The following is a 19047-nucleotide window of genomic DNA, read 5'->3' on the forward strand; positions in this document are numbered from 1 at the left end:
AGGGTAAGAGTCATGTCCGGTATTGTTCTCTCTGCGTCGGTTCGTCAGAACCTGCTCTCTCTCCAGTCCACCGCCGATCTTCTCGCCACCACACAGAACCGTCTGTCGACCGGCAAGAGCGTCAATTCGGCTTTGGACAATCCCACCAACTTCTTCACCGCCCAGTCGCTCGACAATCGCGCCAGCGACATCAACAACCTCCTCGATGGCATCGCCAACGGCGTGCAGGTGCTGCAGGCTGCCAACACCGGCCTGACCTCGCTGCAGAAGCTGATCGACAGCGCCAAGTCGATCGCCAACCAGGCGCTGCAGACCACCGTCGGCTACTCCACCAAGTCCAACGTTTCCACCACTATCGCGGGTGCGACGGCGGCGGACCTGCGCGGCACGACCAGCTTTGCCAGCGCTTCTGCTTCCAGCAACGTGCTCTATGACGGCACGGCCGGCGGCATCCACGCTGCGAGCGGCACCACGACCCTCGGCGCGACCCAGGGCGTTCTCACCGGTGCGGCGGCAACCGCCGGCGACGGTTCGACCGCCATTACCGCGGGCATCACGCTTCTCGGCACTGGTGCGGCGACCGCGACCGGCCTGGTCGGCAACGCCCAGCCCTCGGACGGCGACACGCTGACCGTCAACGGTCACACGATCACCTTCCGCTCCGGCGTGGCGCCGACCTCCGCCACGGTTGCGAGCGGCCTTGGCGCCAGCGGCAACATCACCACCGACGGCGCGGGCAACTCGACCATCTATCTGGGCGACACCACGACGCCGAAGGGGACGGTCGGTGACCTCACCACCGCGATCGACCTCGCCAGCGGCGTGAAGGTTGCCTCGATCACCGCCGGTTCGGCGACGATCTCCCAGAGCGCCAACGCGACCGCCGTTTCGGACGTCGGTGTCACGACGGCCAGCAAGCTCACGCTGCACAGTTCGAGCGGTGCTGATCTCAGCATCACCGGCAAGGCCGACTTGCTGAAGGCCCTCGGCCTGTCCACCGCCACCGGCGGCGGCAACGCGACGGTGAACGTGAACCGCACCAGCAGCTCCGGCTCGCTGGGTCAGCAGATCCAGGACGGCTCGACGCTGAATGTCGACGGCCATGTCATCACCTTCAAGAACGGCGCCGTTCCGGGCTCCACGGGTGCTCCGGCGATCCCGAGCGGCTCCGGCGTCAGCGGCAACGTCCTCACCGACGGCAACGGCAACTCGACGGTCTATCTGTCGTCCGGCACGGTCTCCGATGTGCTGAACGCGATCGACCTCGCCACCGGCGTGCAGACCGCGACCATCAACGCCGCAGGCGCTGCGACGCTGAAAACCGCCACCGGCCAGTCCAACTCGTCTATCAACAGCTCTGGCCAGCTCCGGCTTGCAACCGGCATCAATGCAGATCTCACGATTACTGGGTCGGGCAATGCGCTGAACGCACTTGGCCTTGCCGGCAACACCGGGACGGCGACCGCTTTTACCGCGGCCCGCACCTCGGGTATCGGCGGCATTGCCGGCAAGACCTTGACCTTCGCCTCCTTCAACGGTGGTACGGCGGTCAACGTTACCTTCGGCGACGGCACCAACGGCACGGTCAAGACGCTCGATCAGCTCAACACGCAGCTCCAGGCCAACAACCTGGCCGCGACGATCGACGCCAACGGTCAGCTGACCATTACGGCATCCAACGACTACGCGTCCTCGACGATTGGCTCGACCACTGCGGGCGGTGCGATCGGTGGTACGCTCACCACCGCGCTGACTTTCTCGACGGCATCGACTCCCGTCCAGGATGCGGTGGCGCAGACCGCTCGTGCCAATCTGGTGTCTCAGTACAACAACATCCTGAACCAGATCGACACGACCTCGCAGGACTCCTCGTTCAACGGCGTGAACCTGTTGAACGGCGACCAGCTCAAGCTGGTGTTCGACGAGACCGGCAAGTCGAGCTTGAACATCACCGGCGTAACCTACAACTCGAAGGGTCTGGGCCTCGCTGCGCTGACCGTCGGCGTCGACTTCATCGACAACGCCGCGTCGAACAAGGTGCTGACCAACCTGAACGCTGCGTCGAGCACGCTGCGGTCCGAGGCTTCCGCACTCGGTTCGAACCTCTCGGTGGTGCAGGTACGTCAGGACTTCAACAAGAACCTGATCAACGTGCTGCAGACCGGCTCGTCCAACCTGACCCTGGCCGACACCAACGTCGAAGCGGCGAACAGCCAGGCGCTGTCGACCCGCCAGTCGATCGCGGTCTCGGCGCTGTCACTGGCCAACACCTCGCAGCAGAGCGTGCTTCAGCTGCTTCGCTAATAAGTAGCTGAAATTACTGAATAAAATTGAGTGGCGGGGCTTTTGCCCCGCCGCTCTCTTTTGCGTTTTGAGACCGGGAAGGGCGTACACCAGCCATTAACCCTATCTCTTAAACCGGCGTTAACCATACTTTAAAGGACAGGTCCTAAAACTGGACAAACGCCCGCTTCCAGACCCGCGCGGCCGATTCGTATCCGGTTCAAGAGGAAGACCTGCCAATGTCCAACATCGTTCTCTCGGCGTCCGTTCGCCAGAACCTGTTGTCGCTGCAGTCGACGGCCGACTTGCTGGCCACGACGCAGGAGCGGTTGTCGACCGGCAAGAAGGTCAACACGGCGCTCGACAATCCCACCAACTTCTTCACGGCGCAGGGGCTGGACAACCGAGCAAGCGACATCAGCAACCTGCTCGACGGCATCAACAACGGTGTGCAGGTGTTGCAGGCCGCCAATACCGGCATCACCTCGCTGCAGAAGCTGATCGACAGCGCGAAGTCGATCGCCAACCAGGCGCTGCAGACCACGGTCGGCTACTCCACCAAGTCCAACGTCTCGACCACGATCCCGGGTGCGACGCCGGCGGATCTGCGCGGCACGACCTCCTATGCGAGCGCGACCGCCAACAGCAACGTGCTCTATACCGGTGCGCCCGGCGGTGTCACGCCGGTGACGGCAGCGGCCGCCCTCGGTGCTTCGCTCGGTTCGAGCGCTGGTACATTGACCGGTAGTGCGGTGAATGCCGCCGACAACAGCACTGCGCTGATCGGCACCGACACGCTGCTCGGCACCACGACGTCCTCCACGTTCAGCACGCCGCCCGCGGACGGCGACACCATCACGGTGAACGGCAAGACCGTTACCTTCCGCACCGGCCCCGCTCCGGCGACGCAGCCGACCGGCTGGGGCCTCAATGCCAGCGGAAGCATCGCCACCGACGGCAACGGCAACTCGATCGTTTATGAGGGAACGGCGGCCGCGCCCAAGGCGACGGTCAACGACGTCCTTAGCGCGATCGATCTCGCGAGCGGCGTCAAGACCGCGACCATCAGCGCAGGCGCGGCGACCATCGCTGTCAGCGGTTCGGCCGGCCCTGTGGGCACCCTTCAGACAGCCTCCTCCATCAGCGCGGGCGGTGTCGTCACGCTGAAGAGCTCGACCGGCGCCGATCTCAGCGTGACGGGCAATGCCGACTTCCTCCACGCCCTCGGCTTGACGGCCGCGACCGGCGCGGGCAATGCCAGCGTGAGCGCGAATCGCTCGACCACAGCGGGCTCGCTGGGCTCGCTGGTCCAGGACGGCTCGACGCTGAACGTCGACGGCCACACCATCACCTTCAAGAACGCGCAGACTCCGCAATCGGCAGCGAGCGTGCCCACCGGCTACGGCGTCAACGGCAATGTCGTCACCGACGGCAACGGCAACTCGACGGTCTATCTGCAGAGCGCGAACCTGACCGACCTGCTCAATTCGATCGACCTGGCGACCGGCGTCAAGACCGCCAGCCTCTTCAACGGTGCTGCCACGCTTAGCACCACCTCGGGCCAGATCCCGTCGTCGGTGAACTCCAGCGGCCAGCTCTCGATCTCGACCGGCATCAACGCCGACCTCTCGATCACCGGCACGGGCAACGCGCTGAACGCCTTCGGCCTCAGCGGCAACACTGGAACGGCGACGGCGTTCAGCGCATCGCGGACCTCCGGTGTCGGCGGCGTCAGCGGCAAGACCCTGACCTTCACCTCGTTCAACGGCGGCACGCCGGTCAACGTCACCTTCGGCGACGGCACCAACGGCACGGTCAAGACGCTCGACCAGCTCAACGTCCAGCTTCAGGCCAACCACCTGACCGCGACGATCGACGCCAACGGCGTACTGACGGTCACCACCGTCAACGAATACGCATCGTCGACCCTCGGTTCGTCGACCGCAGGCGGCGCGGTCGGCGGTACGCTCACGAGCGTGCTTGCCTTCACCACCGCGCAGCCCCCGGTTCAGGATCCCGTGGCGCAGACCGCGCGTTCGAGCCTGGTCAGCCAGTTCAACAACATCCTGGCGCAGATCGACACGACCTCGCAGGACTCCTCCTTCAACGGCGTCAACCTGCTGAACGGCGACACCTTGAAGCTGGTCTTCAACGAGACCGGCAGCTCCACGCTCGGCATCAACGGCGTCGTGTTCAACGCGGCCGGTCTTGGCCTCAGCAATCTCGTCCCCGGCACCGACTTCATCGACAACGGCGCTACCAACAAGGTCCTCCAGAGCCTGAACGCTGCTTCGAGCACGCTGCGCTCGGAAGGTTCTTCGCTCGGTTCGAACCTGTCGATCGTGCAGGTCCGCCAGGACTTCTCCAAGAACCTGATCAACGTGCTGCAGACCGGCTCGTCCAACCTGACGCTTGCGGACACCAACGAGGAAGCGGCTAACAGCCAGGCGCTGTCGACCCGCCAATCGATCGCAGTCTCCGCACTGTCGCTGGCCAACCAGTCGCAGCAGAGCGTGCTGCAGCTGCTCCGCTAATTCGAAAGCGCGAAATTGAATCTTGAGACGGCGCGGCGGGGCTAATGTCCCGCCGTTCTTTTGAGGGAGTTCGCTAAGACAAGATTAGCTGCGATCGAGATGCGCGATGCAACGCAAGTTTACAGCTTGCGTCCTTGCATCTAGCCTCGCGCTCACGAAGCGACCCGTAATAATCCGGAGTGCTTCCAGGCGCACATGTAAGCAAATCTTAAGCGCTACTGCATAGGGTTGGGAAAGAAATCCTTAAGTCCGTTCAACGGGCTAGGAAGCTTCCAAGGTGTGATTGATGTCGAATTCCGCTGCCTCGGCCTACGCGCGTGTTGCAACGACCACCGCATCTCCTCGAGATGTCGAGGCGCAGACCTTGCTGAAGGCGGCCAACAAGCTCCAGGACGCGATCAATGCCGCTGACCCCTTCAGCGAGCAGACCACGCAGGCGCTGATGTTCAACCGCAAGCTCTGGACCATCTTCCTCAGCGAAGCGATGCGCGAGAACAACCCACAGCCGCTCGACGTCCGGCAGAAGATCGCCAACATCAGCGTGTTCGTGCTGAGCCAGACCGCGGCGCTGCAGATGAGCCCGCAGTTCGATCACTTCCGCCCGCTGATCGAGATCAACCGCAATATTGCTGCCGGTCTGTCCGGCCGGCCCTGACGGAGACTCGTGATGTCCGACATCATGAGCATCCTGTCGACCGCGTATAAGGCGAATACGCTTTCGAGCACGACAGGCTCGTCCAAATACGTTGCGGTCGATTCGTCGCTGTACCAGGGCAACTGGACGGGCACCTACGCCGACGGCAAGAAGTTTTCGCTCAACATCTCGCAGGTCAACGGCTTCCGCGCGCAGCTCCACTATCAGAGCGAGGGGACCTCGCAATACCAGCAGGTGCTGATCAAGGATTCGTCGTTCCGCTTCGGCAACACGAAGTTCACGCTGACCGACACCGGCACGGCGCAGATCAAGAACGTCGTCACGGACCCGGCGACCGGCTCGAGCTATCTCGACACCGCCCAGGCCACGCTCGACAACTGATCGGCGGGCGCTCTTTAAGCGCTGAGGTCCGTATTGAGCGGACGTGAGGGCTCCGACTTCAAATCCAGTGCGTGGAAATAGGCTCGCCGGCGCAGCATCGCCTCGTCGGGGAACTGATTGACCACGGCATCGGTCCGGTCGTTGACGACCTGGAAGACCATCGATGCGGACGCCTGGTCGAACACGACCTGGCGCGAAATGTTCGCATTGCTCTGCAGATCATTGCTCGCAGCCGCGCTCGTATCGCTCGCGGCGACCGTCTGGCTCACCGGTAAATCGGTTTGCACGGCATCGTTCGCCGCCGAATTCGACGTCGTGACGATCTGTACGGGGGCCGGTATCCCCACCGGCCTGATGCTGAAATCTGTACTCATGGCAGCCTCCTGGTTGCCTTGTGTGAGTCAAATCCCAACCCCTCTCAATGCGCAACCATGGAACACCAGGATTGAACACCCGGTAAGCAAACGTGACTAACCGCGCGACGCTATCGCCGCGCGGTTTTTCGTAAAATTGGATGGAGTTCCTTGTCTGCGTTCAGAGCGTGCGGCTGACCGCGAGCGGCGTGATGTGACGCGGGCCGGGCGTGGCGCGGCGTCCCGCGGCCGTATAGGTGTTCGGCACGTTGCGCTTCTGGATCTCGGCGTTGACGCCGCGCACGACGCTCTCGGAGACCGCATGAGCGGTCGCGAGCACGGTGAGATTGACCTGAAGCATGGCGCGGAAGGCGTCGTGGTGACGGTGCAGCGTCGAGAGCAACTCGGGCGCGGATTTCGAGAGCTGGGTCTGGTTCGCCTTCAACTGACTGACGGCGCCGACGTAGCGCCGCGATAGCTCCTGCTTCTGGCTCTCCATCGTCATCGCCTCGCGGACCTTGCCGGCACGAACCAGCTCAGTCTCGCGCTCGATCAGGCCGAGCAGGGCGCTCATCGCGTCCATCAGGTCCTCTGCGAGCTTGCGTGCCGCGGCGCTCTCGGGCGTGCTGTTCGGGCGCTGCGCTGGCATCGGCTGACGTGACGGGCTGAAGTGGTTCATCTCGTTTGACCTTATGCCGTACGAAGAGTGGTTTTGGCCTGCTGCATGATCAGGGTACGGTAGACGTCGCGGGCGACGCCGATGCCGCCGGCATTGGCGAAGTTCTTGGAATATTGCTCGGTCAGCATCGAGCGCCAGACGCCGGTGCCCGGCGTGTCGCCGAACGGGCCTTCACCCTTCAAGCCCGACGTCATCTGCGCGAACATGCTGTTGAGGAACATGCCCTCGAAGTCGGTCGCGGTCTTCTGCGCCTTGGCCTGCTGTTGCGGCGAGACCTTCTGAAGCGCGGCGGCGAGCTCGAAGTCGGGCCGGTTGTTGCGACTCTCAACCGAGAAGGCAGGGTTCGAGAGCGCGGCGGTGACGACGTGCGCGGTGTTGAGCATGCCGGTTTGCATCACATCACCTCGATGTCGGCTTCGATCGCACCCGCGGCCTTGATCGCCTGGAGGATGCTGATGAGGTCGCGCGGGCCGATGCCGAGGCCGTTGAGGCCATCGACGAGCTGCTGCAGCGAGACGCCGTCCTTGACGACGGCGAACTTCTTGCCGTCCTCGGTGACGCCGACGCTCGATCGCGGCGTGACCACGGTCCGGCCCCGCGACAGCGGGTTGGGCTGGCTCACCTGCGGGCTCTCGGAGATCGTGACCGTGAGGTTGCCCTGTGCAACCGCGACGGTGGCGACGCGGACGTCGCGGCCCATCACGATGATGCCGGAGCGCTCGTCGATGATGATCTTGGCGGCGAGATCCGGATCGACCTGGAGCTGTTCGATCTCGGTCAGGAATGCGACCACGTTGCCCTTGAACTCCGGCGGGATGGTCAGCTGCACCGTCGAGGGATCGATCGGCTCGGCGCTCTTGACGCCGAGATAATCGTTGATCGCAGCCGCGATGCGCTTGGCCGTGGTGAAATCTGCGTTCCGGAGCGCCAGTCGCACGTTCGGCAGCCGGTTCAGCGCGAACTCGATCTCGCGCTCGATGATGGCGCCGTTGGCGATCCGGCCTACGGTCGGAACGCCGCGCACGATTTTCGCCGCTTCGCCCTCGGCCTGGAAACCGGAGATCGCGAGCGAGCCCTGCGCGACCGCGTAGACGTTGCCGTCGGCGCCGAGAAGCGGGGTGACGAGCAGGGTGCCGCCGCGCAGATCCTTGGCGTCGCCGAGCGCGGAGACGGTGACGTCCATGCGCGTGCCCTGCGTGGAGAAAGCCGGCAGGTTGCCGGTCACCATCACGGCGGCGACGTTACCGGTGCGGATGGTGGCGCCGCGGATGTTGACGCCCATGCGCTCGAGCATCGCTTGCAGCGACTGCTTGGTGAAGGGGATGTTGTTGAGGGTGTCGCCGGTGCCGTTGAGGCCGACGACGAGGCCGTAGCCGATAAGCTGGTTCTGCCGCACGCCTTCGATATTGGCGAGATCCTTGATACGCGAGGTCGCGTTTGCAGAGGCCGCCGAGAGCGCCAGCGCTGACAGCGCGGCACAGGCCACCCCAAAAACCCCACTCAGAATCCTTACCCAACGAACGCCTGGCATCCTCTGCTCCCCGAGGCTCCTCACATCTCGGACCATCTGCGACACTCCCATGACGAGCTGGTCCGACGCTTTCCTTGCGAGCGCTGTGCCAACACGGGGCAGAGGGGATAGTCGATTGAATAGGTTGAATAAATCTCTTGGGATCGGCGCCAGCAGGCATTCGCCTTGAGGAGCGAAACTGCCGCCTGTCGGCAGATTTTGCCGGGCCGTTTACGCCCCGTTAACCATAAAGCGGCGAATGTGGCGCATCGATCACCCGGATTGCTCTGATGCGCATCTACGGACCGAATGGCACCACGCTTGGAACGCCGGCCAGCCAGGCCAAGCGAACGAGCTCCGGCACCTTCGTGCTGCCCGAAACCTCGTCGGCGCAAGAGACGCGCGCCGCAGCCGCACCGAAAGCTTCCGCCAACATCGACGCGCTGCTCGCGCTGCAAGGCATCGAGGAAGATCCGGTCGAGCGCCGCAAGCGCTCGGTCGCCCGCGGCAAGACCGCGCTCGACGTGCTCGACGATCTCAAGATGGGACTCTTGTCCGGCAATCTCGACGCCTCGACGGTGATGCGGCTGCGCGACGCGGCCGCAAACCTGAAATCGTCCTCCGGCGATCCCGGTCTCGATTCCGTGCTGTCCGAGATCGAGCTGCGCGTCGAGGTCGAACTGGCGAAGGCCGGGCGGGGCTGACCGCGATCCCGCGAGAACAACGGCTTTACGCCGCTTCCTCCTTCTGCTGCGAATCGTAGCGGCGCTGGGCGGCGAGCACGTCTTTCAGATTCTCCTCGGCCCAATCGCGCAACGGATCCACCGCAGCAGCGAGTGTCACGCCGAGCTGCGTGATCGAATATTCAACCGTCACCGGCACGGTCGCGATGGCGCGGCGCTTGATCAGGCCGTCGCGTTCGAGTGACTTGAGAACCTGGCTCAGCATCTTCTGCGAGATGCCTTCAATGGTGCGGCGTAACTGATTGAAGCGCATTGGCTCCTCGCGCAGCAGCAACAGGATCAGCACGGCCCATTTGTCGCCGACGCGATCGAGAATTTGGCGTGTCGGGCACTCGGCGGCATAGACATTGGGTTTCATCTCAATCCTCGCGCTTGCTTCGGCTTGCCGGTTACTCCTGCGTAAGCAGGTAAGCACAAAGTGCTCTCTTAACACCAGCGTTCTTTGCGATATCTAGTAACTATTGGTTACTATAGAAGCGAAGGAGCCTTCCATGAAAATCGCAGTTGCCGGCGCCTCGGGCCGGGCCGGTTCGGAGATCACCAAGGAACTATCCCGCCGTGGCCATGGCGTTACCGCCATCGCACGGAACCCGGAGAAGATCGCAGGCCTGCCGAACGTCACGCCGACCAAAGGCGATGTGCTCGATCAGGCCGGCCTGACCAAACTCTGGGCCGGGCATGATGTTGCGGTGAGTTCCGTCCACTTCCTGGCGAGCGACCCGCACAAGCTGATTGCTGCTGCCAAGGACTCCAAGGTCGGTCGTTACCTGGTTGTCGGGGGCGCCGGCAGCCTGGAGGTCGCTCCTGGCGTCAAACTGGTCACAACCCCCGGTTTTCCGGCCCAATACAAAGCCGAGGCGGAGGCGGGTGGCGCTTTCCTCGACCTGCTACGGCAGGAAAAGGAGCTGAACTGGACCTTCCTCTCGCCCTCGGCACTGTTCATTGAGGGCGAACGCACCGGCAAGTTCCGTCTCGGCACCGATCAGCTTCTCGCAGATGCGAACGGCAAGAGCTGGATCAGCTTCGCCGACTACGCCATCGCGCTCGCCGACGAGATCGAGAAGCCGGCCCATCTGAGGCAGCGTTTCACGGTCGGTTACTAGGCTTTTGGCCGCCCCCGGGCCCTTACGGATAAACCTTCCTGTGCAAGGGCTTGGGGGCGGTAACCGCGCTATTAAGGAAATATTGTCTGTCACATGGGGTAGCTATATAAGCCCCGGCTCAACGGACTTCGTTCCGTTCACGAGTCGTTGCTTAAGAAGATAGGCCGCCCTTGGAAAAGTTGAAAAACTACCGACCGACCGAAAAAGAGCCTTTCATGAACGACCGGCAGAAGGAGTACTTCCGTATGAAGCTCCTCGCCTGGAAGGATGAGATCCTCAAAGAGTCCAAGCTCACCCTGCAGGCTCTGCAGGAGGAGAACGTGAACCACCCCGATCTCGCCGATCGGGCATCGTCCGAAACCGACCGCGCCATCGAACTCCGCGCCCGCGACCGCCAGCGCAAGTTGATCGCCAAGATCGACGCCGCGCTCCAGCGCATCGAGGACAACACCTACGGGTATTGCGAGGATACCGGCGAGCCGATCTCTTTGAAACGGCTCGAGGCCCGGCCCATCGCGACGCTCTCGGTGGAAGCGCAGGAGCGCCACGAGAAACGCGAGAAGGTCTATCGCGACGAATAGAGTCCGAGCCGCAGCGATGCGGCTCTTTATTTTTGAGCTTACGGTGCCGCTTGAGCGCCGCTGGTTTGGCGCGTAAATTTGCGCCGCCATGATGATTTGCACTCTCAATATCGCTTCGGTTTCCTTCCTGGGCTGAGCGCAGGCGCCTCCATCGCAGAGGCATCGCGTCCCGCGAGTTCCACTCGCGGATTCCCAACCGATTGAGCCGGCCGGTTCCGCAACGCGCGGACGACGAAGGCTGGCGAGCAATTGAGAGACAGCATGACTGCCAATTCCTGCGCGCTCGACGAGGCGCAAATCGACCAATTCATTCGCGAAGGCTTCGTCCGGATCGACAATGCCTTTCCCCGCAACCTCGCCGAGGCCGCGCGCGCCATCATGTGGCGCGACCTGCCGTGTAGGGAGGATGACCCGTCGACCTGGACGCGGCCGGTGATCCGGTTGCCGGGCTATGGCGATCCTCCGTTCCGGGACGCCATCAACACGGCCGTCCTCCATGCGGCATTCGACCAGATCGTCGGATCTGGACGCTGGCGCCCGCGTCGCGACATCGGCACGATTCCAGTGCGCTTTCCGCATCCGGACGATCCGGGCGACGCCGGCTGGCACGTCGATCTCAGCTTTCCCGGCGCGGATTGCGACCCGAACGAGACGCGCGACTTCTCGGCCTGGCGCGTCAACGTCACCTCGCGCGGACGGGCGCTGTTGCTCCTGTTCCTGTTCTCCGACGTCGGCGAGGACGATGCGCCGACGCGCATCCGGGTCGGCTCGCATGTTCCGATGGCGCGCTATCTGGCGCCGGCGGGTGAGGCGGGCGGGGCGCGCATGGTGCTGGACGAGATGGGAGCCGATTGTCCGATTGCGCTGGCGACCGGCGATGCCGGCACCGTCTATCTCTGCCATCCCTTCCTGGTTCATGCCGCGCAGAGGCACCAGGGGACGCGGCCGCGCTTCATGGCACAGCCGTCGCTTCCTCTCGCCGAGCCGTACAGGCTGAAGCGGCCCGATGGCGTCTACTCGCCGGTCGAGAGCGCAATCCGGCTCGCGCTCGGCTACGCCTGAGACGCGGAGCTTCGATCTCGTCATGTCGTGGTGCCGGTTCGGGCACCACGACATCGCGCTTATCGTCGCGATGGTGGAAAGTGAATCAGGATCAAGGACCTAGAGTCGATTCCTGCAAGCTCACGTGAATTCACATGAGAAACAGCTTTCACTTCACGTGCGGGAGGTTTTGCGAGTCGCATCAACGAGATCGTCTCGGATGCTGAGGCCCTGATCCAGCAGCTTCAAACATCGCTGCAATCAGGCTTCACGCGATGCAGCAAGGCTTGCATCCCCATAAACCCTGGACCAGCTCAATATTTCCTTAAACGCCGGCAGCAGGCCGTAAGCCGCGTCCGTCAGCTCGTACTCGACCCGCAACGGCTTCTCCGCGAAAGCGGTGCGCGACACCAAGCCGTCCTGCTCGAGCTCCCGCAGCTGCGTGGTCAGCATGTGCTGGGTGATGCCACCGATCGACCGCCGCAACGCGCCGAAACGAACCGCACCGTTCATCAGCGCGAACAGGATCTCCAGTTTCCACTTGCCGCCGAGCGCATGGATCGCGCGCTTGAAATCGGCGAGCAGGGTTGGGTCCGGGCTGCAATCGCAGTCGCCGTCGCAAACGCTGGTCAGGTTTTCCATACCGGTCTCGAAATCCATTCTACTTGTTCCCCCGGAGATAGTGACCAGATGCGGTTCTGAGCAGGGTGGCGGAACCAATTTAGCCACCCGGCGCAATATGGGGAATTTGGCAATGAGCATCGTTCTGGTCACCGGCGGATCCGGCTTCGTCGGTATCCATGTCGTCCTGCAGCTTCTGGCCGCCGGTCATGTGGTGCGAACGACGGTGCGGCGGCCGGACCGGCAAACCGATGTGCTGGCCATGCTGCGCGAGGGCGGGGCGGCGTCGCCGGAGAATCTGTCCTTCTTCACCGCCGACCTCACGGCGGACGAGGGCTGGCAGGCGGCGGTGACGGGCTGCGACTACGTGCTCCACGTCGCCTCGCCGCTATCGACCAGCGTGCCCAAGGACGAGAACGAGATGATCGTTCCGGCCCGCGACGGCACGCTGCGGGTGCTGCGCGCCTCGCGCGATGCCGGCGTCAGGCGGGTCGTCATCACCTCGTCGCTGGGCGCGATCGGCTACGGCCATCCGCCGCGGGAGAAGCCGTTCGACGAGACCGAGTGGACCAATCTCGCCGGCAGCGACGTGCAGCCGTATATCAAGTCCAAGACGCTGGCGGAGCGGGCGGCTTGGGATTTCATCGCGCGCGACGGCGGCGGGCTCGAATTGTCGGTGATCAACCCCGCCGGGATTTTCGGTCCGGTGCTCGGGCCGGACTTCTCTGGCTCGATCGAGATCGTCAAATCGCTGCTCGACGGCGCCATGCCGGCGGTGCCGCGGGTCTATTTCGGCGTGGTCGACGTGCGCGATGTCGCCGACCTGCATTTGCGGGCGATGACAGCGCCGGAGGCGAAAGGCGAGCGCTTCATCGCGGTCTCCGGAGAGACGCTGTCGATCTTCGATATCGGCAAGGTGCTGCGGCGGGAACTGGGATCGCGGGCGCGCCGGGTTCCCCGGCTCCAGGCCCCGGACTGGCTGGTGCGGCTCGCCGCGAGCCGGATTCCCCTGCTGCAGGCGGTCGTGCCGATGCTCGGCCGCGTCAGGCATTCCACCAGCGCCAAGGCGAGGTCGATGCTGGGCTGGCAGCCCCGTTCCAACGACGAGGCGATCCTCGCCACGGCCGAGAGCCTGATCCGGCTCGGCCTGGTCAAGGCGTGACAGCATATGCCGCCCGCGCTTGTCATGCCCGGGCGGGGATGCTGAAGTGCGGCTCTCAAGTGCGTAGCGTGGGAGTCGGCGCCGATGGACAAAATTCTCGAAGCCGCAAAGGCCATCGCGCTGGCGCGCCGCAACCATGCGCCGCTTGCGGCGCTTGAAGTTCCCCCGGCCGATGAAGCCGAGGGCTATGAGGTTCAGCGGGCGCTGCATGATCTTCTGCTGAAGAATGTCGGACCGCTGGTCGGCTACAAGATCGGCTGCACCAGCCAGGTGATGCAGGACTATATCGGCATCCCGCACCCCTGCGGCGGCGGCGTATTCCAGAAGGGGGTGCATGACAGCGGCGTCAAGCTCGCGGCCTCCGACTATGTCCGTGTCGGCGTCGAGTGCGAGATCGCGGTGCGCCTGAAGCGGAACCTCGCCGCCGGCGAGGCGCCGTTCACCGCCGAATGGGTCGGCGAAGCCGTCGAGGCCTATCATCCCGCGATCGAGATCGTCGACGACCGCTATGTAAAATGGGAGACGATGGGCGCGCCGACGCTGATTGCGGATGATTTCTTCGCCGCCGGCTGCGTGCTGGGCGAGGCGGTACCACGCTCGTCGGTCCCGGACCTGAAGGCGGTCAAGGGCCGCGCCCTCGTCAATGGCGAGGAGGTCAGCCACGGCACCGGCGCCGACGTGCTCGGCCATCCCCACAATGCACTCGCCTGGCTCGCCAACCACCTCGCCGCCGAAGGCAAGGGGTTGCATGCGGGACAGCTCGTGCTGACCGGCAGCCTGGTGAAGACGCTATGGCTGAAAGCCGGCGACAAGGTGCGGATGGAGCTGGATGGATTGGGCTCGGTGGAGGCGGAGTTCACGTGAACGCTCTCTCCGTTTGCAATGGCCGAGTGTGAAGCGCCACCACCGCCAAAATACATGCGGCCCTCGCCAGGGGAGCTAGCGAGGGCCGCGTAGTACATCGTCGTTCGCGCCTAGGTTCGCGAACACGATGTGGGAGCTCGGGAGAGACTTAGAAGGGCAGCAGCACGTCCATGACTTGCTGGCCGTAGCGCGGCTGCTGCACGTCCGTGATCTGGCCGCGGCCGCCATAGGCGATGCGGGCCTGCGCGATCTTGCTGGAATCGATGGTGTTGTCGCTCTGGATGTCCTCAGGCCGGACGATGCCGGCGACCACGAGTTCGCGGATCTCGAAGTTGACGCGGATCTCCTGCTTGCCTTCGACGACGAGATTGCCGTTCGGCAGCACCTGGGTCACGACCGCTGCGACGTTGGTCTGCAGGGCTTCCGTGCGATTGACCGAGCCCTTGCCGTCGCTGGAGGCGGTGGAGTCGGCGGTGAGGATGCGGCCGGGCAGCACCTTCTGCGCCTGGACGCCGAGCGTCTTCGAGCCGATGAAATCGGTGATGCCCGAATCTTCCGAATTGGTGCGGCTGCGCTGGGTCTCGTTGGAGAGGTTGGCCTTGTCGGTGATGTTCACGGTCACGGTCAGGAGGTCGCCGACATGGGTCGCGCGTTGATCCTTGAAGAAGGCGCGGCTGCCGTTCCGCCACAGCGAGTTCGGATTGTAGGAGGCGACTTCCGGCTTCGGCATCGGCATCTGCACCGGCTTGTAGCCGGGCTGCGTCGTCGGATTGTCGATCGCGGACAGTTTCGGTTGCTCGCCGATCTGCGACAGGCGGTCGATCGAGGAGCAGCCGCTTGCGAGCGCGCAAGTGGCGAGCAGCAGGGCCGAGATCACGACGCGACGAAGACGGTAAGCCGAACTGAAAGCGGACATGACGAACTCTTACTTTGCTTGAGCTTGCGAGACGCGAGCTTGCGGGATCTGGGCTTCTGCGATCTGGGCCGGCGACGCGGGGGACTGGACCAGGTTCCGGAGGAGGGCTGCGGTGTCGACGGGGGCGGGCGCCTCGTCACGCTTGAGCGAGGAGGTCTGCTCGACCGCAGCCTCCATCGGCGCGGACTGGCTGGCGCCCTGCACGGTCACCTGGCCGCGGGCGGTGACGATGCCGGTCAGCGTGCGCTTGGTCTGCAAATTGAGGACGCTCACGGTGTCGCCCTCGGCGCCACTCTCGATCGCCTTGCCGCGGGTGGTGAGATAAATCCCGGGGACCTGGTAGATGACGGTGACGCTCTGGTCGCGTGACACGTATTCGGGCTTGGCGATGTCGGCGACGCGGATCGGCGTGCCGGCGCGCATCGGCCGGCGAAGCTGCATGCCGACGGTGCGGTCGCGCGTGGCGGCCTCGCCCGGCACTTCCGCCTTGGGCCGTCGCTCCTGCGCGACGTCGGAGGATTTCAGCGTCTCGGTGCGCTCGATGTCGCGGGTCAGGACGGCGACTTCCACGGTCTCGATCGCAGTACCGGTCAAGCGCAGCTTGGTCGGCGTCGGGGTGTTGTCGTTGTTGATCTCGAAGGCGAGGTCGAAGCGGCCGCTGCGGGCGTCGTAGCGCGTTGCGACGGGCTGCAGCGCGCCGGTGTTGGAGGCATCGAGCCGCATGTCGGAAACGCCGCGGTCGAAGGTCACGGTGATGTTGGCCGCGTCGCCGAGGCCGAAGCGGCGTTCGAGCGCGGAGGCGACCGCGTTTTCGAGATCCTTGTTGGCGAAGGTGCGGGCGAGCCGCGTGACCTGGACTTCCTTGATGTCGCCGGTCATCACGCCGATCACCTGCTTGGCGCGAAGCACGCTCAGGACCTGGGCAACCGGCAGCGCGCCGGTGGTGCCGAGATCGGGCGAGCGATAGACCGCGATCAGCGCGGCCGAGCCGGCGTTCTCGATGAGGTCGCCGACCCGCACCACGTCGGAGGTGACGGTGACGCTGGCGCGCAGCGTCGGCACGGCGATGCCGTCGTCGGCGGCCTGTGCCGGCAGCGCCAGCACGAGCAGGGCGGAGAGAGTGGCAAGCGTGGTGCGGATCATGGTCATCACCTCAGCGGAACAGCGCCGTGGTCGATTGCATCATCTGGTCGGCGGCGCTGATCACCTTGGCGTTCATCTCGTAGGCGCGCTGCGCGGCGATCAGGTCGCTCATCTCCGACACGACGTCGACATTGGCCTGTTCGAGGCTGCCTTGCGTGATCTTGCCGTAGCCTTCGGAGTTCGCGGTGCCGTCCTGCGGCGCGCCGGATGAGGTCGTCTCGGTGAACTGGTTGCTGCCGACCGGCTGCAGGCCCGCCTTGTTGATGAAGCGGGTCACGCCGATCTGGCCGAGAATGGTGTTGCTCGACGAGCCCGGCAGCGTCACCGACACCTGGCCCTGCTCGTTGACGGTGATGCCCGAGGCGTTGTTCGGGATCGTGATGGTCGGCTGCACCGGGTTGCCCTGCGCGGTGACGACGCGGCCCTGGTTGTCCATCTGGAACGTGCCGTCGCGGGTGTACTGGTAGGTGCCGTCAGGCATCAGGATCTTGAAGAAGCCTTCGCCGGACATCGCGAGGTCGAGGTCGTTGCCGGTCTGCGACAGCGTGCCCTGCGTCATGCTGCGGGGGGTGCCGACGGTCTTGACGCCGCCGCCGATATCGACGCCGACCGGCAGGATGGTGCCCTGGTCCGAGGCCTGCGCGCCGACGCGGCGGACGTGTTCGTAGATCAGGTCCTGGAACGCCGCGGTTTGCTTCTTGAAGCCGGTGGTGCGCAGGTTGGCGATGTTGTTGGAGATCACCTGAACGTTCAGTTCCTGTGCCGCCATTCCGGTCGCAGCGGTGTGGAGCGCTTGCATGTCAGTGGTCCCCTAATCAGGCCGGAACGTCGGCGAGCTTTTCGATCGCCGATTTGTGGAGGTCGCTCTGCTGCTGGAGCAGGTTGGCGATCGCGGTGTAGCTGCGCATGACCTCGACCATGCGGCTCATCTCGCCGACCGAATTCACGTTCGACTTCTCGATGTAGCCCTGCTGCAGGGTGGACTTGGAAGTGGTCTGCTGCTGGTTGGCGGAGCCGGCGCCGTAGAGATTGGCGCCGAGCTTGGTCAGCTTGGCCGGATCGTCGAACTCCACCATGCGGATCTTGCCGCGGATCGAGTCGGTCTTGGCCGTGCCTTCGAGCACGGTCACGGTGCCGTCGGCGGCGACGTTGATGTCGTGGTCGGTCGGCTGGAAGACGATCGGGCCGCCGGTGCCGAGCACGAGATTGCCGTCGGAGGTCATGAGCTGGCCGGTGCTGCTGAGCGCGAACTTGCCGTCGCGGGTGTAGCGCTCGGCGCCATTGGCCTGCACGGCGAAGAACGCGTTGCCGCTGATCGCCATGTCGAGCGGGTTGTTGGTCGCCTCCATCGGCCCCTGGCCGACGTCGCGGTAGGTGCCGCGGTCCTGCACATAGGAGACCCGGCGGTCGGAGCCGACGAAATTGTCCTCATGCGCGTTCGAGTTGAGGTACTCCTCGAACAGCGAATGGTCGGCCTTGAAGCCGTTGGTGTTGGCATTGGCGACGTTGTTGGCGATGACATCCATCTGCCGCTCCAACGTCATCTGCCGTGACAAGCCGATCAGAAGCGCATTCTGCATCGGTCAATCTCCCCTTGCGTGAGATCCGCCATTTCGCTCTCCCAAGCGCCTTGGCCGATCCCGTGAACGAGACCGTCGGGTTCTCCCAAACCGTTCGGTCTCGCCCCTCTCTCAGCGAAAGCCGTGCCAACTTGAAATGGTGTTAAATTCCAATGGGTTGTCGATTTTTGGCGGCGCGGGCGGGAGGCAGAAAGGTTCTGTTAGCCATGTTTGCCCGGCAGATTTTTCCTAGCGGGGGCCCAATCGAAAGGTTCCGTTAACCATTATTACCGTAGCGTTTGCTTGTAAGAGGAGCGCTTTGCGCTGGGGCATTTGTATCGCGTCACTGTCTGCCAGGAGGCTTCGCTCTTTCGATCCTTTTGAGATGAGCGAGCCCGGACGATCATGGCAGAGAATGAAGCGGAAGGCGGCGGAGCCGCCGAAGGCGCGGAAGCCGCTGCCCCCAAAAGCAAGTTCAAGCTGATCCTGATCATCGTCGGCGCGCTGGTCGTGCTCGGCGGCGGCGCCGCAACCTGGTTCCTGTTCTTCCGTCATGGTGAAGACGAGCATCATGCCGAGGTCGCTCCCCCGCCGAAGCCGCCGGCCTTCGTCGAAGTGCCCGACATGATGGTCAACCTCGCCGGTGCGCCCGGCGAGCGCGTGCAATATCTCAAGCTCAAGATCGTGCTCGAGCTGAAGGAAGAGAAGCAGATCGAGGCGATCAAGCCGTCGATGCCGCGGGTCACCGACATCTTCCAGACCTATGTGCGCGAGCTCCGCTCCTCCGACCTCAACGGCTCCGCCGGCGTCTTCCGCCTCAAGGAAGAGCTGACCAAGCGCGTCAACGCCGCAGTCGCGCCGATCCAGGTCAGCGCGGTGCTGTTCAAGGAAGTCGTGCTCCAGTGACGGTTCAGAGAAG

21 protein-coding genes are annotated in these 19047 nt (G+C 64.1%); 11 read left to right on the top strand and 10 right to left on the bottom strand.

Features of this window, described 5'->3' with window-relative positions; all coding sequences use genetic code 11:
* The first annotated feature begins 12 nt into the window (after positions 1-12).
* The 4 genes from QA645_RS15145 to QA645_RS15160 all read left to right on the top strand — a co-directional run bounded on the left by QA645_RS15145 (position 13) and on the right by QA645_RS15160 (position 5853).
* The gene (locus QA645_RS15145; RefSeq protein ID WP_283051202.1) at positions 13-2304 is read left to right on the top strand and encodes a DUF1522 domain-containing protein; all 2292 of its coding nucleotides are present in this window, start codon (positions 13-15) and stop codon (positions 2302-2304) included.
* A 218-nt stretch (positions 2305-2522) separates the two neighbouring features.
* Positions 2523-4817, top strand: a complete 2295-nt coding sequence (locus QA645_RS15150; RefSeq protein WP_283051204.1) for a DUF1522 domain-containing protein — start codon at positions 2523-2525, stop codon at positions 4815-4817.
* A 286-nt stretch (positions 4818-5103) separates the two neighbouring features.
* Positions 5104-5472 (top strand): flagellar biosynthesis regulator FlaF, encoded by a 369-nt coding sequence (flaF, locus tag QA645_RS15155; protein WP_027534793.1) that lies wholly within the window; start codon positions 5104-5106, stop codon positions 5470-5472.
* 12 nt (positions 5473-5484) lie between these two features.
* Positions 5485-5853, top strand: a complete 369-nt coding sequence (locus tag QA645_RS15160) for a hypothetical protein (protein ID WP_283051207.1) — start codon at positions 5485-5487, stop codon at positions 5851-5853.
* A 14-nt stretch (positions 5854-5867) separates the two neighbouring features.
* Here the strand turns inward: QA645_RS15160 and QA645_RS15165 are convergent, their stop codons facing one another.
* The 4 genes from QA645_RS15165 to QA645_RS15180 all read right to left on the bottom strand — a co-directional run bounded on the left by QA645_RS15165 (position 5868) and on the right by QA645_RS15180 (position 8416).
* On the bottom strand, positions 5868-6227 hold the full coding sequence (locus QA645_RS15165) for a flagellar protein FlaG (RefSeq protein ID WP_148778243.1): 360 nt from the start codon (positions 6225-6227) through the stop codon (positions 5868-5870).
* A gap of 160 nt (positions 6228-6387) precedes the next feature.
* Positions 6388-6885, bottom strand: coding sequence for a hypothetical protein (locus QA645_RS15170; RefSeq protein ID WP_283051209.1), 498 nt, complete (start codon positions 6883-6885; stop codon positions 6388-6390).
* Between the two features lie 11 nt (positions 6886-6896).
* Entirely contained in the window at positions 6897-7280 is a 384-nt protein-coding gene (gene flgJ / locus QA645_RS15175) for a flagellar assembly peptidoglycan hydrolase FlgJ (protein WP_254132590.1), read from the bottom strand.
* Entirely contained in the window at positions 7280-8416 is a 1137-nt protein-coding gene (locus tag QA645_RS15180; protein ID WP_254132589.1) for a flagellar basal body P-ring protein FlgI, read from the bottom strand. Before QA645_RS15180 ends, flgJ begins: the two co-directional genes overlap by 1 nt.
* Before the next feature lie 269 nt (positions 8417-8685).
* On the opposite strand from QA645_RS15180, the gene QA645_RS15185 reads away from it, so the two are divergent.
* Positions 8686-9099, top strand: coding sequence for a flagellar assembly protein FliX (locus QA645_RS15185; protein ID WP_283051211.1), 414 nt, complete (start codon positions 8686-8688; stop codon positions 9097-9099).
* 25 nt (positions 9100-9124) lie between these two features.
* Here QA645_RS15185 and QA645_RS15190 read toward each other — a convergent pair whose 3' ends face one another.
* Positions 9125-9496: a helix-turn-helix domain-containing protein gene (locus QA645_RS15190; RefSeq protein ID WP_254132587.1), complete on the bottom strand. Its 372-nt coding sequence runs from the start codon at positions 9494-9496 to the stop codon at positions 9125-9127.
* A gap of 133 nt (positions 9497-9629) precedes the next feature.
* Here QA645_RS15190 and QA645_RS15195 point away from each other — a divergent pair, with 133 nt between their 5' ends.
* From QA645_RS15195 to QA645_RS15205, 3 genes are all read left to right on the top strand, one after another.
* A complete protein-coding gene (locus QA645_RS15195; RefSeq protein ID WP_254194490.1) occupies positions 9630-10241 on the top strand; it encodes an NAD(P)-dependent oxidoreductase in 612 nt (203 codons plus the stop codon).
* Positions 10242-10456: 215 nt separating this feature from the next.
* Complete coding sequence (gene dksA, locus QA645_RS15200; protein WP_008142458.1) at positions 10457-10822, top strand: RNA polymerase-binding protein DksA; 366 nt, start codon at positions 10457-10459, stop codon at positions 10820-10822.
* Positions 10823-11083: 261 nt separating this feature from the next.
* On the top strand, positions 11084-11884 hold the full coding sequence (locus QA645_RS15205) for a phytanoyl-CoA dioxygenase (RefSeq protein ID WP_283051213.1): 801 nt from the start codon (positions 11084-11086) through the stop codon (positions 11882-11884).
* Positions 11885-12124: 240 nt separating this feature from the next.
* Here QA645_RS15205 and QA645_RS15210 read toward each other — a convergent pair whose 3' ends face one another.
* On the bottom strand, positions 12125-12523 hold the full coding sequence (locus QA645_RS15210) for a helix-turn-helix domain-containing protein (RefSeq protein WP_283051215.1): 399 nt from the start codon (positions 12521-12523) through the stop codon (positions 12125-12127).
* A gap of 94 nt (positions 12524-12617) precedes the next feature.
* Between QA645_RS15210 and QA645_RS15215 the strand changes: the two genes are divergently transcribed.
* Positions 12618-13646 (top strand): aldehyde reductase, encoded by a 1029-nt coding sequence (locus QA645_RS15215; RefSeq protein WP_283051216.1) that lies wholly within the window; start codon positions 12618-12620, stop codon positions 13644-13646.
* An 84-nt stretch (positions 13647-13730) separates the two neighbouring features.
* Positions 13731-14510 (top strand): fumarylacetoacetate hydrolase family protein, encoded by a 780-nt coding sequence (locus tag QA645_RS15220; protein WP_283051217.1) that lies wholly within the window; start codon positions 13731-13733, stop codon positions 14508-14510.
* A 148-nt stretch (positions 14511-14658) separates the two neighbouring features.
* Here QA645_RS15220 and flgH read toward each other — a convergent pair whose 3' ends face one another.
* Genes flgH through flgF form a run of 4 tightly spaced genes read right to left on the bottom strand, consistent with a single transcriptional unit; the run spans position 14659 to position 18149 of the window.
* Positions 14659-15426: a flagellar basal body L-ring protein FlgH gene (flgH, locus tag QA645_RS15225; protein WP_254132581.1), complete on the bottom strand. Its 768-nt coding sequence runs from the start codon at positions 15424-15426 to the stop codon at positions 14659-14661.
* A 9-nt stretch (positions 15427-15435) separates the two neighbouring features.
* On the bottom strand, positions 15436-16569 hold the full coding sequence (gene flgA / locus QA645_RS15230; protein ID WP_283051219.1) for a flagellar basal body P-ring formation chaperone FlgA: 1134 nt from the start codon (positions 16567-16569) through the stop codon (positions 15436-15438).
* A gap of 10 nt (positions 16570-16579) precedes the next feature.
* Positions 16580-17368: a flagellar basal-body rod protein FlgG gene (flgG, locus tag QA645_RS15235; protein WP_027534779.1), complete on the bottom strand. Its 789-nt coding sequence runs from the start codon at positions 17366-17368 to the stop codon at positions 16580-16582.
* A 16-nt stretch (positions 17369-17384) separates the two neighbouring features.
* Positions 17385-18149, bottom strand: a complete 765-nt coding sequence (gene flgF, locus QA645_RS15240; protein ID WP_254132579.1) for a flagellar basal-body rod protein FlgF — start codon at positions 18147-18149, stop codon at positions 17385-17387.
* A gap of 384 nt (positions 18150-18533) precedes the next feature.
* On the opposite strand from flgF, the gene fliL reads away from it, so the two are divergent.
* A complete protein-coding gene (fliL, locus tag QA645_RS15245) occupies positions 18534-19034 on the top strand; it encodes a flagellar basal body-associated protein FliL (protein ID WP_254132578.1) in 501 nt (166 codons plus the stop codon).
* The last annotated feature ends 13 nt before the right edge of the window (positions 19035-19047 follow it).

This window comes from Bradyrhizobium sp. CIAT3101 (assembly GCF_029714945.1).
Classification (GTDB): domain Bacteria; phylum Pseudomonadota; class Alphaproteobacteria; order Rhizobiales; family Xanthobacteraceae; genus Bradyrhizobium.

What these genes read in the sequence shown, in the direction of transcription:
- QA645_RS15145 (WP_283051202.1), top strand. Translation starts at nt 13, where the DNA reads ATGTCCGGTATTGTTCTCTCTGCGTCGGTTCGTCAGAACCTGCTCTCT.
- QA645_RS15150 (WP_283051204.1), top strand. Translation starts at nt 2,523, where the DNA reads ATGTCCAACATCGTTCTCTCGGCGTCCGTTCGCCAGAACCTGTTGTCG.
- flaF (WP_027534793.1), top strand. Translation starts at nt 5,104, where the DNA reads ATGTCGAATTCCGCTGCCTCGGCCTACGCGCGTGTTGCAACGACCACC.
- QA645_RS15160 (WP_283051207.1), top strand. Translation starts at nt 5,485, where the DNA reads ATGTCCGACATCATGAGCATCCTGTCGACCGCGTATAAGGCGAATACG.
- QA645_RS15165 (WP_148778243.1), bottom strand. Translation starts at nt 6,227, where the DNA reads ATGAGTACAGATTTCAGCATCAGGCCGGTGGGGATACCGGCCCCCGTA.
- QA645_RS15170 (WP_283051209.1), bottom strand. Translation starts at nt 6,885, where the DNA reads ATGAACCACTTCAGCCCGTCACGTCAGCCGATGCCAGCGCAGCGCCCG.
- flgJ (WP_254132590.1), bottom strand. Translation starts at nt 7,280, where the DNA reads ATGCAAACCGGCATGCTCAACACCGCGCACGTCGTCACCGCCGCGCTC.
- QA645_RS15180 (WP_254132589.1), bottom strand. Translation starts at nt 8,416, where the DNA reads ATGCCAGGCGTTCGTTGGGTAAGGATTCTGAGTGGGGTTTTTGGGGTG.
- QA645_RS15185 (WP_283051211.1), top strand. Translation starts at nt 8,686, where the DNA reads ATGCGCATCTACGGACCGAATGGCACCACGCTTGGAACGCCGGCCAGC.
- QA645_RS15190 (WP_254132587.1), bottom strand. Translation starts at nt 9,496, where the DNA reads ATGAAACCCAATGTCTATGCCGCCGAGTGCCCGACACGCCAAATTCTC.
- QA645_RS15195 (WP_254194490.1), top strand. Translation starts at nt 9,630, where the DNA reads ATGAAAATCGCAGTTGCCGGCGCCTCGGGCCGGGCCGGTTCGGAGATC.
- dksA (WP_008142458.1), top strand. Translation starts at nt 10,457, where the DNA reads ATGAACGACCGGCAGAAGGAGTACTTCCGTATGAAGCTCCTCGCCTGG.
- QA645_RS15205 (WP_283051213.1), top strand. Translation starts at nt 11,084, where the DNA reads ATGACTGCCAATTCCTGCGCGCTCGACGAGGCGCAAATCGACCAATTC.
- QA645_RS15210 (WP_283051215.1), bottom strand. Translation starts at nt 12,523, where the DNA reads ATGGATTTCGAGACCGGTATGGAAAACCTGACCAGCGTTTGCGACGGC.
- QA645_RS15215 (WP_283051216.1), top strand. Translation starts at nt 12,618, where the DNA reads ATGAGCATCGTTCTGGTCACCGGCGGATCCGGCTTCGTCGGTATCCAT.
- QA645_RS15220 (WP_283051217.1), top strand. Translation starts at nt 13,731, where the DNA reads ATGGACAAAATTCTCGAAGCCGCAAAGGCCATCGCGCTGGCGCGCCGC.
- flgH (WP_254132581.1), bottom strand. Translation starts at nt 15,426, where the DNA reads ATGTCCGCTTTCAGTTCGGCTTACCGTCTTCGTCGCGTCGTGATCTCG.
- flgA (WP_283051219.1), bottom strand. Translation starts at nt 16,569, where the DNA reads ATGATCCGCACCACGCTTGCCACTCTCTCCGCCCTGCTCGTGCTGGCG.
- flgG (WP_027534779.1), bottom strand. Translation starts at nt 17,368, where the DNA reads ATGCAAGCGCTCCACACCGCTGCGACCGGAATGGCGGCACAGGAACTG.
- flgF (WP_254132579.1), bottom strand. Translation starts at nt 18,149, where the DNA reads ATGCAGAATGCGCTTCTGATCGGCTTGTCACGGCAGATGACGTTGGAG.
- fliL (WP_254132578.1), top strand. Translation starts at nt 18,534, where the DNA reads ATGGCAGAGAATGAAGCGGAAGGCGGCGGAGCCGCCGAAGGCGCGGAA.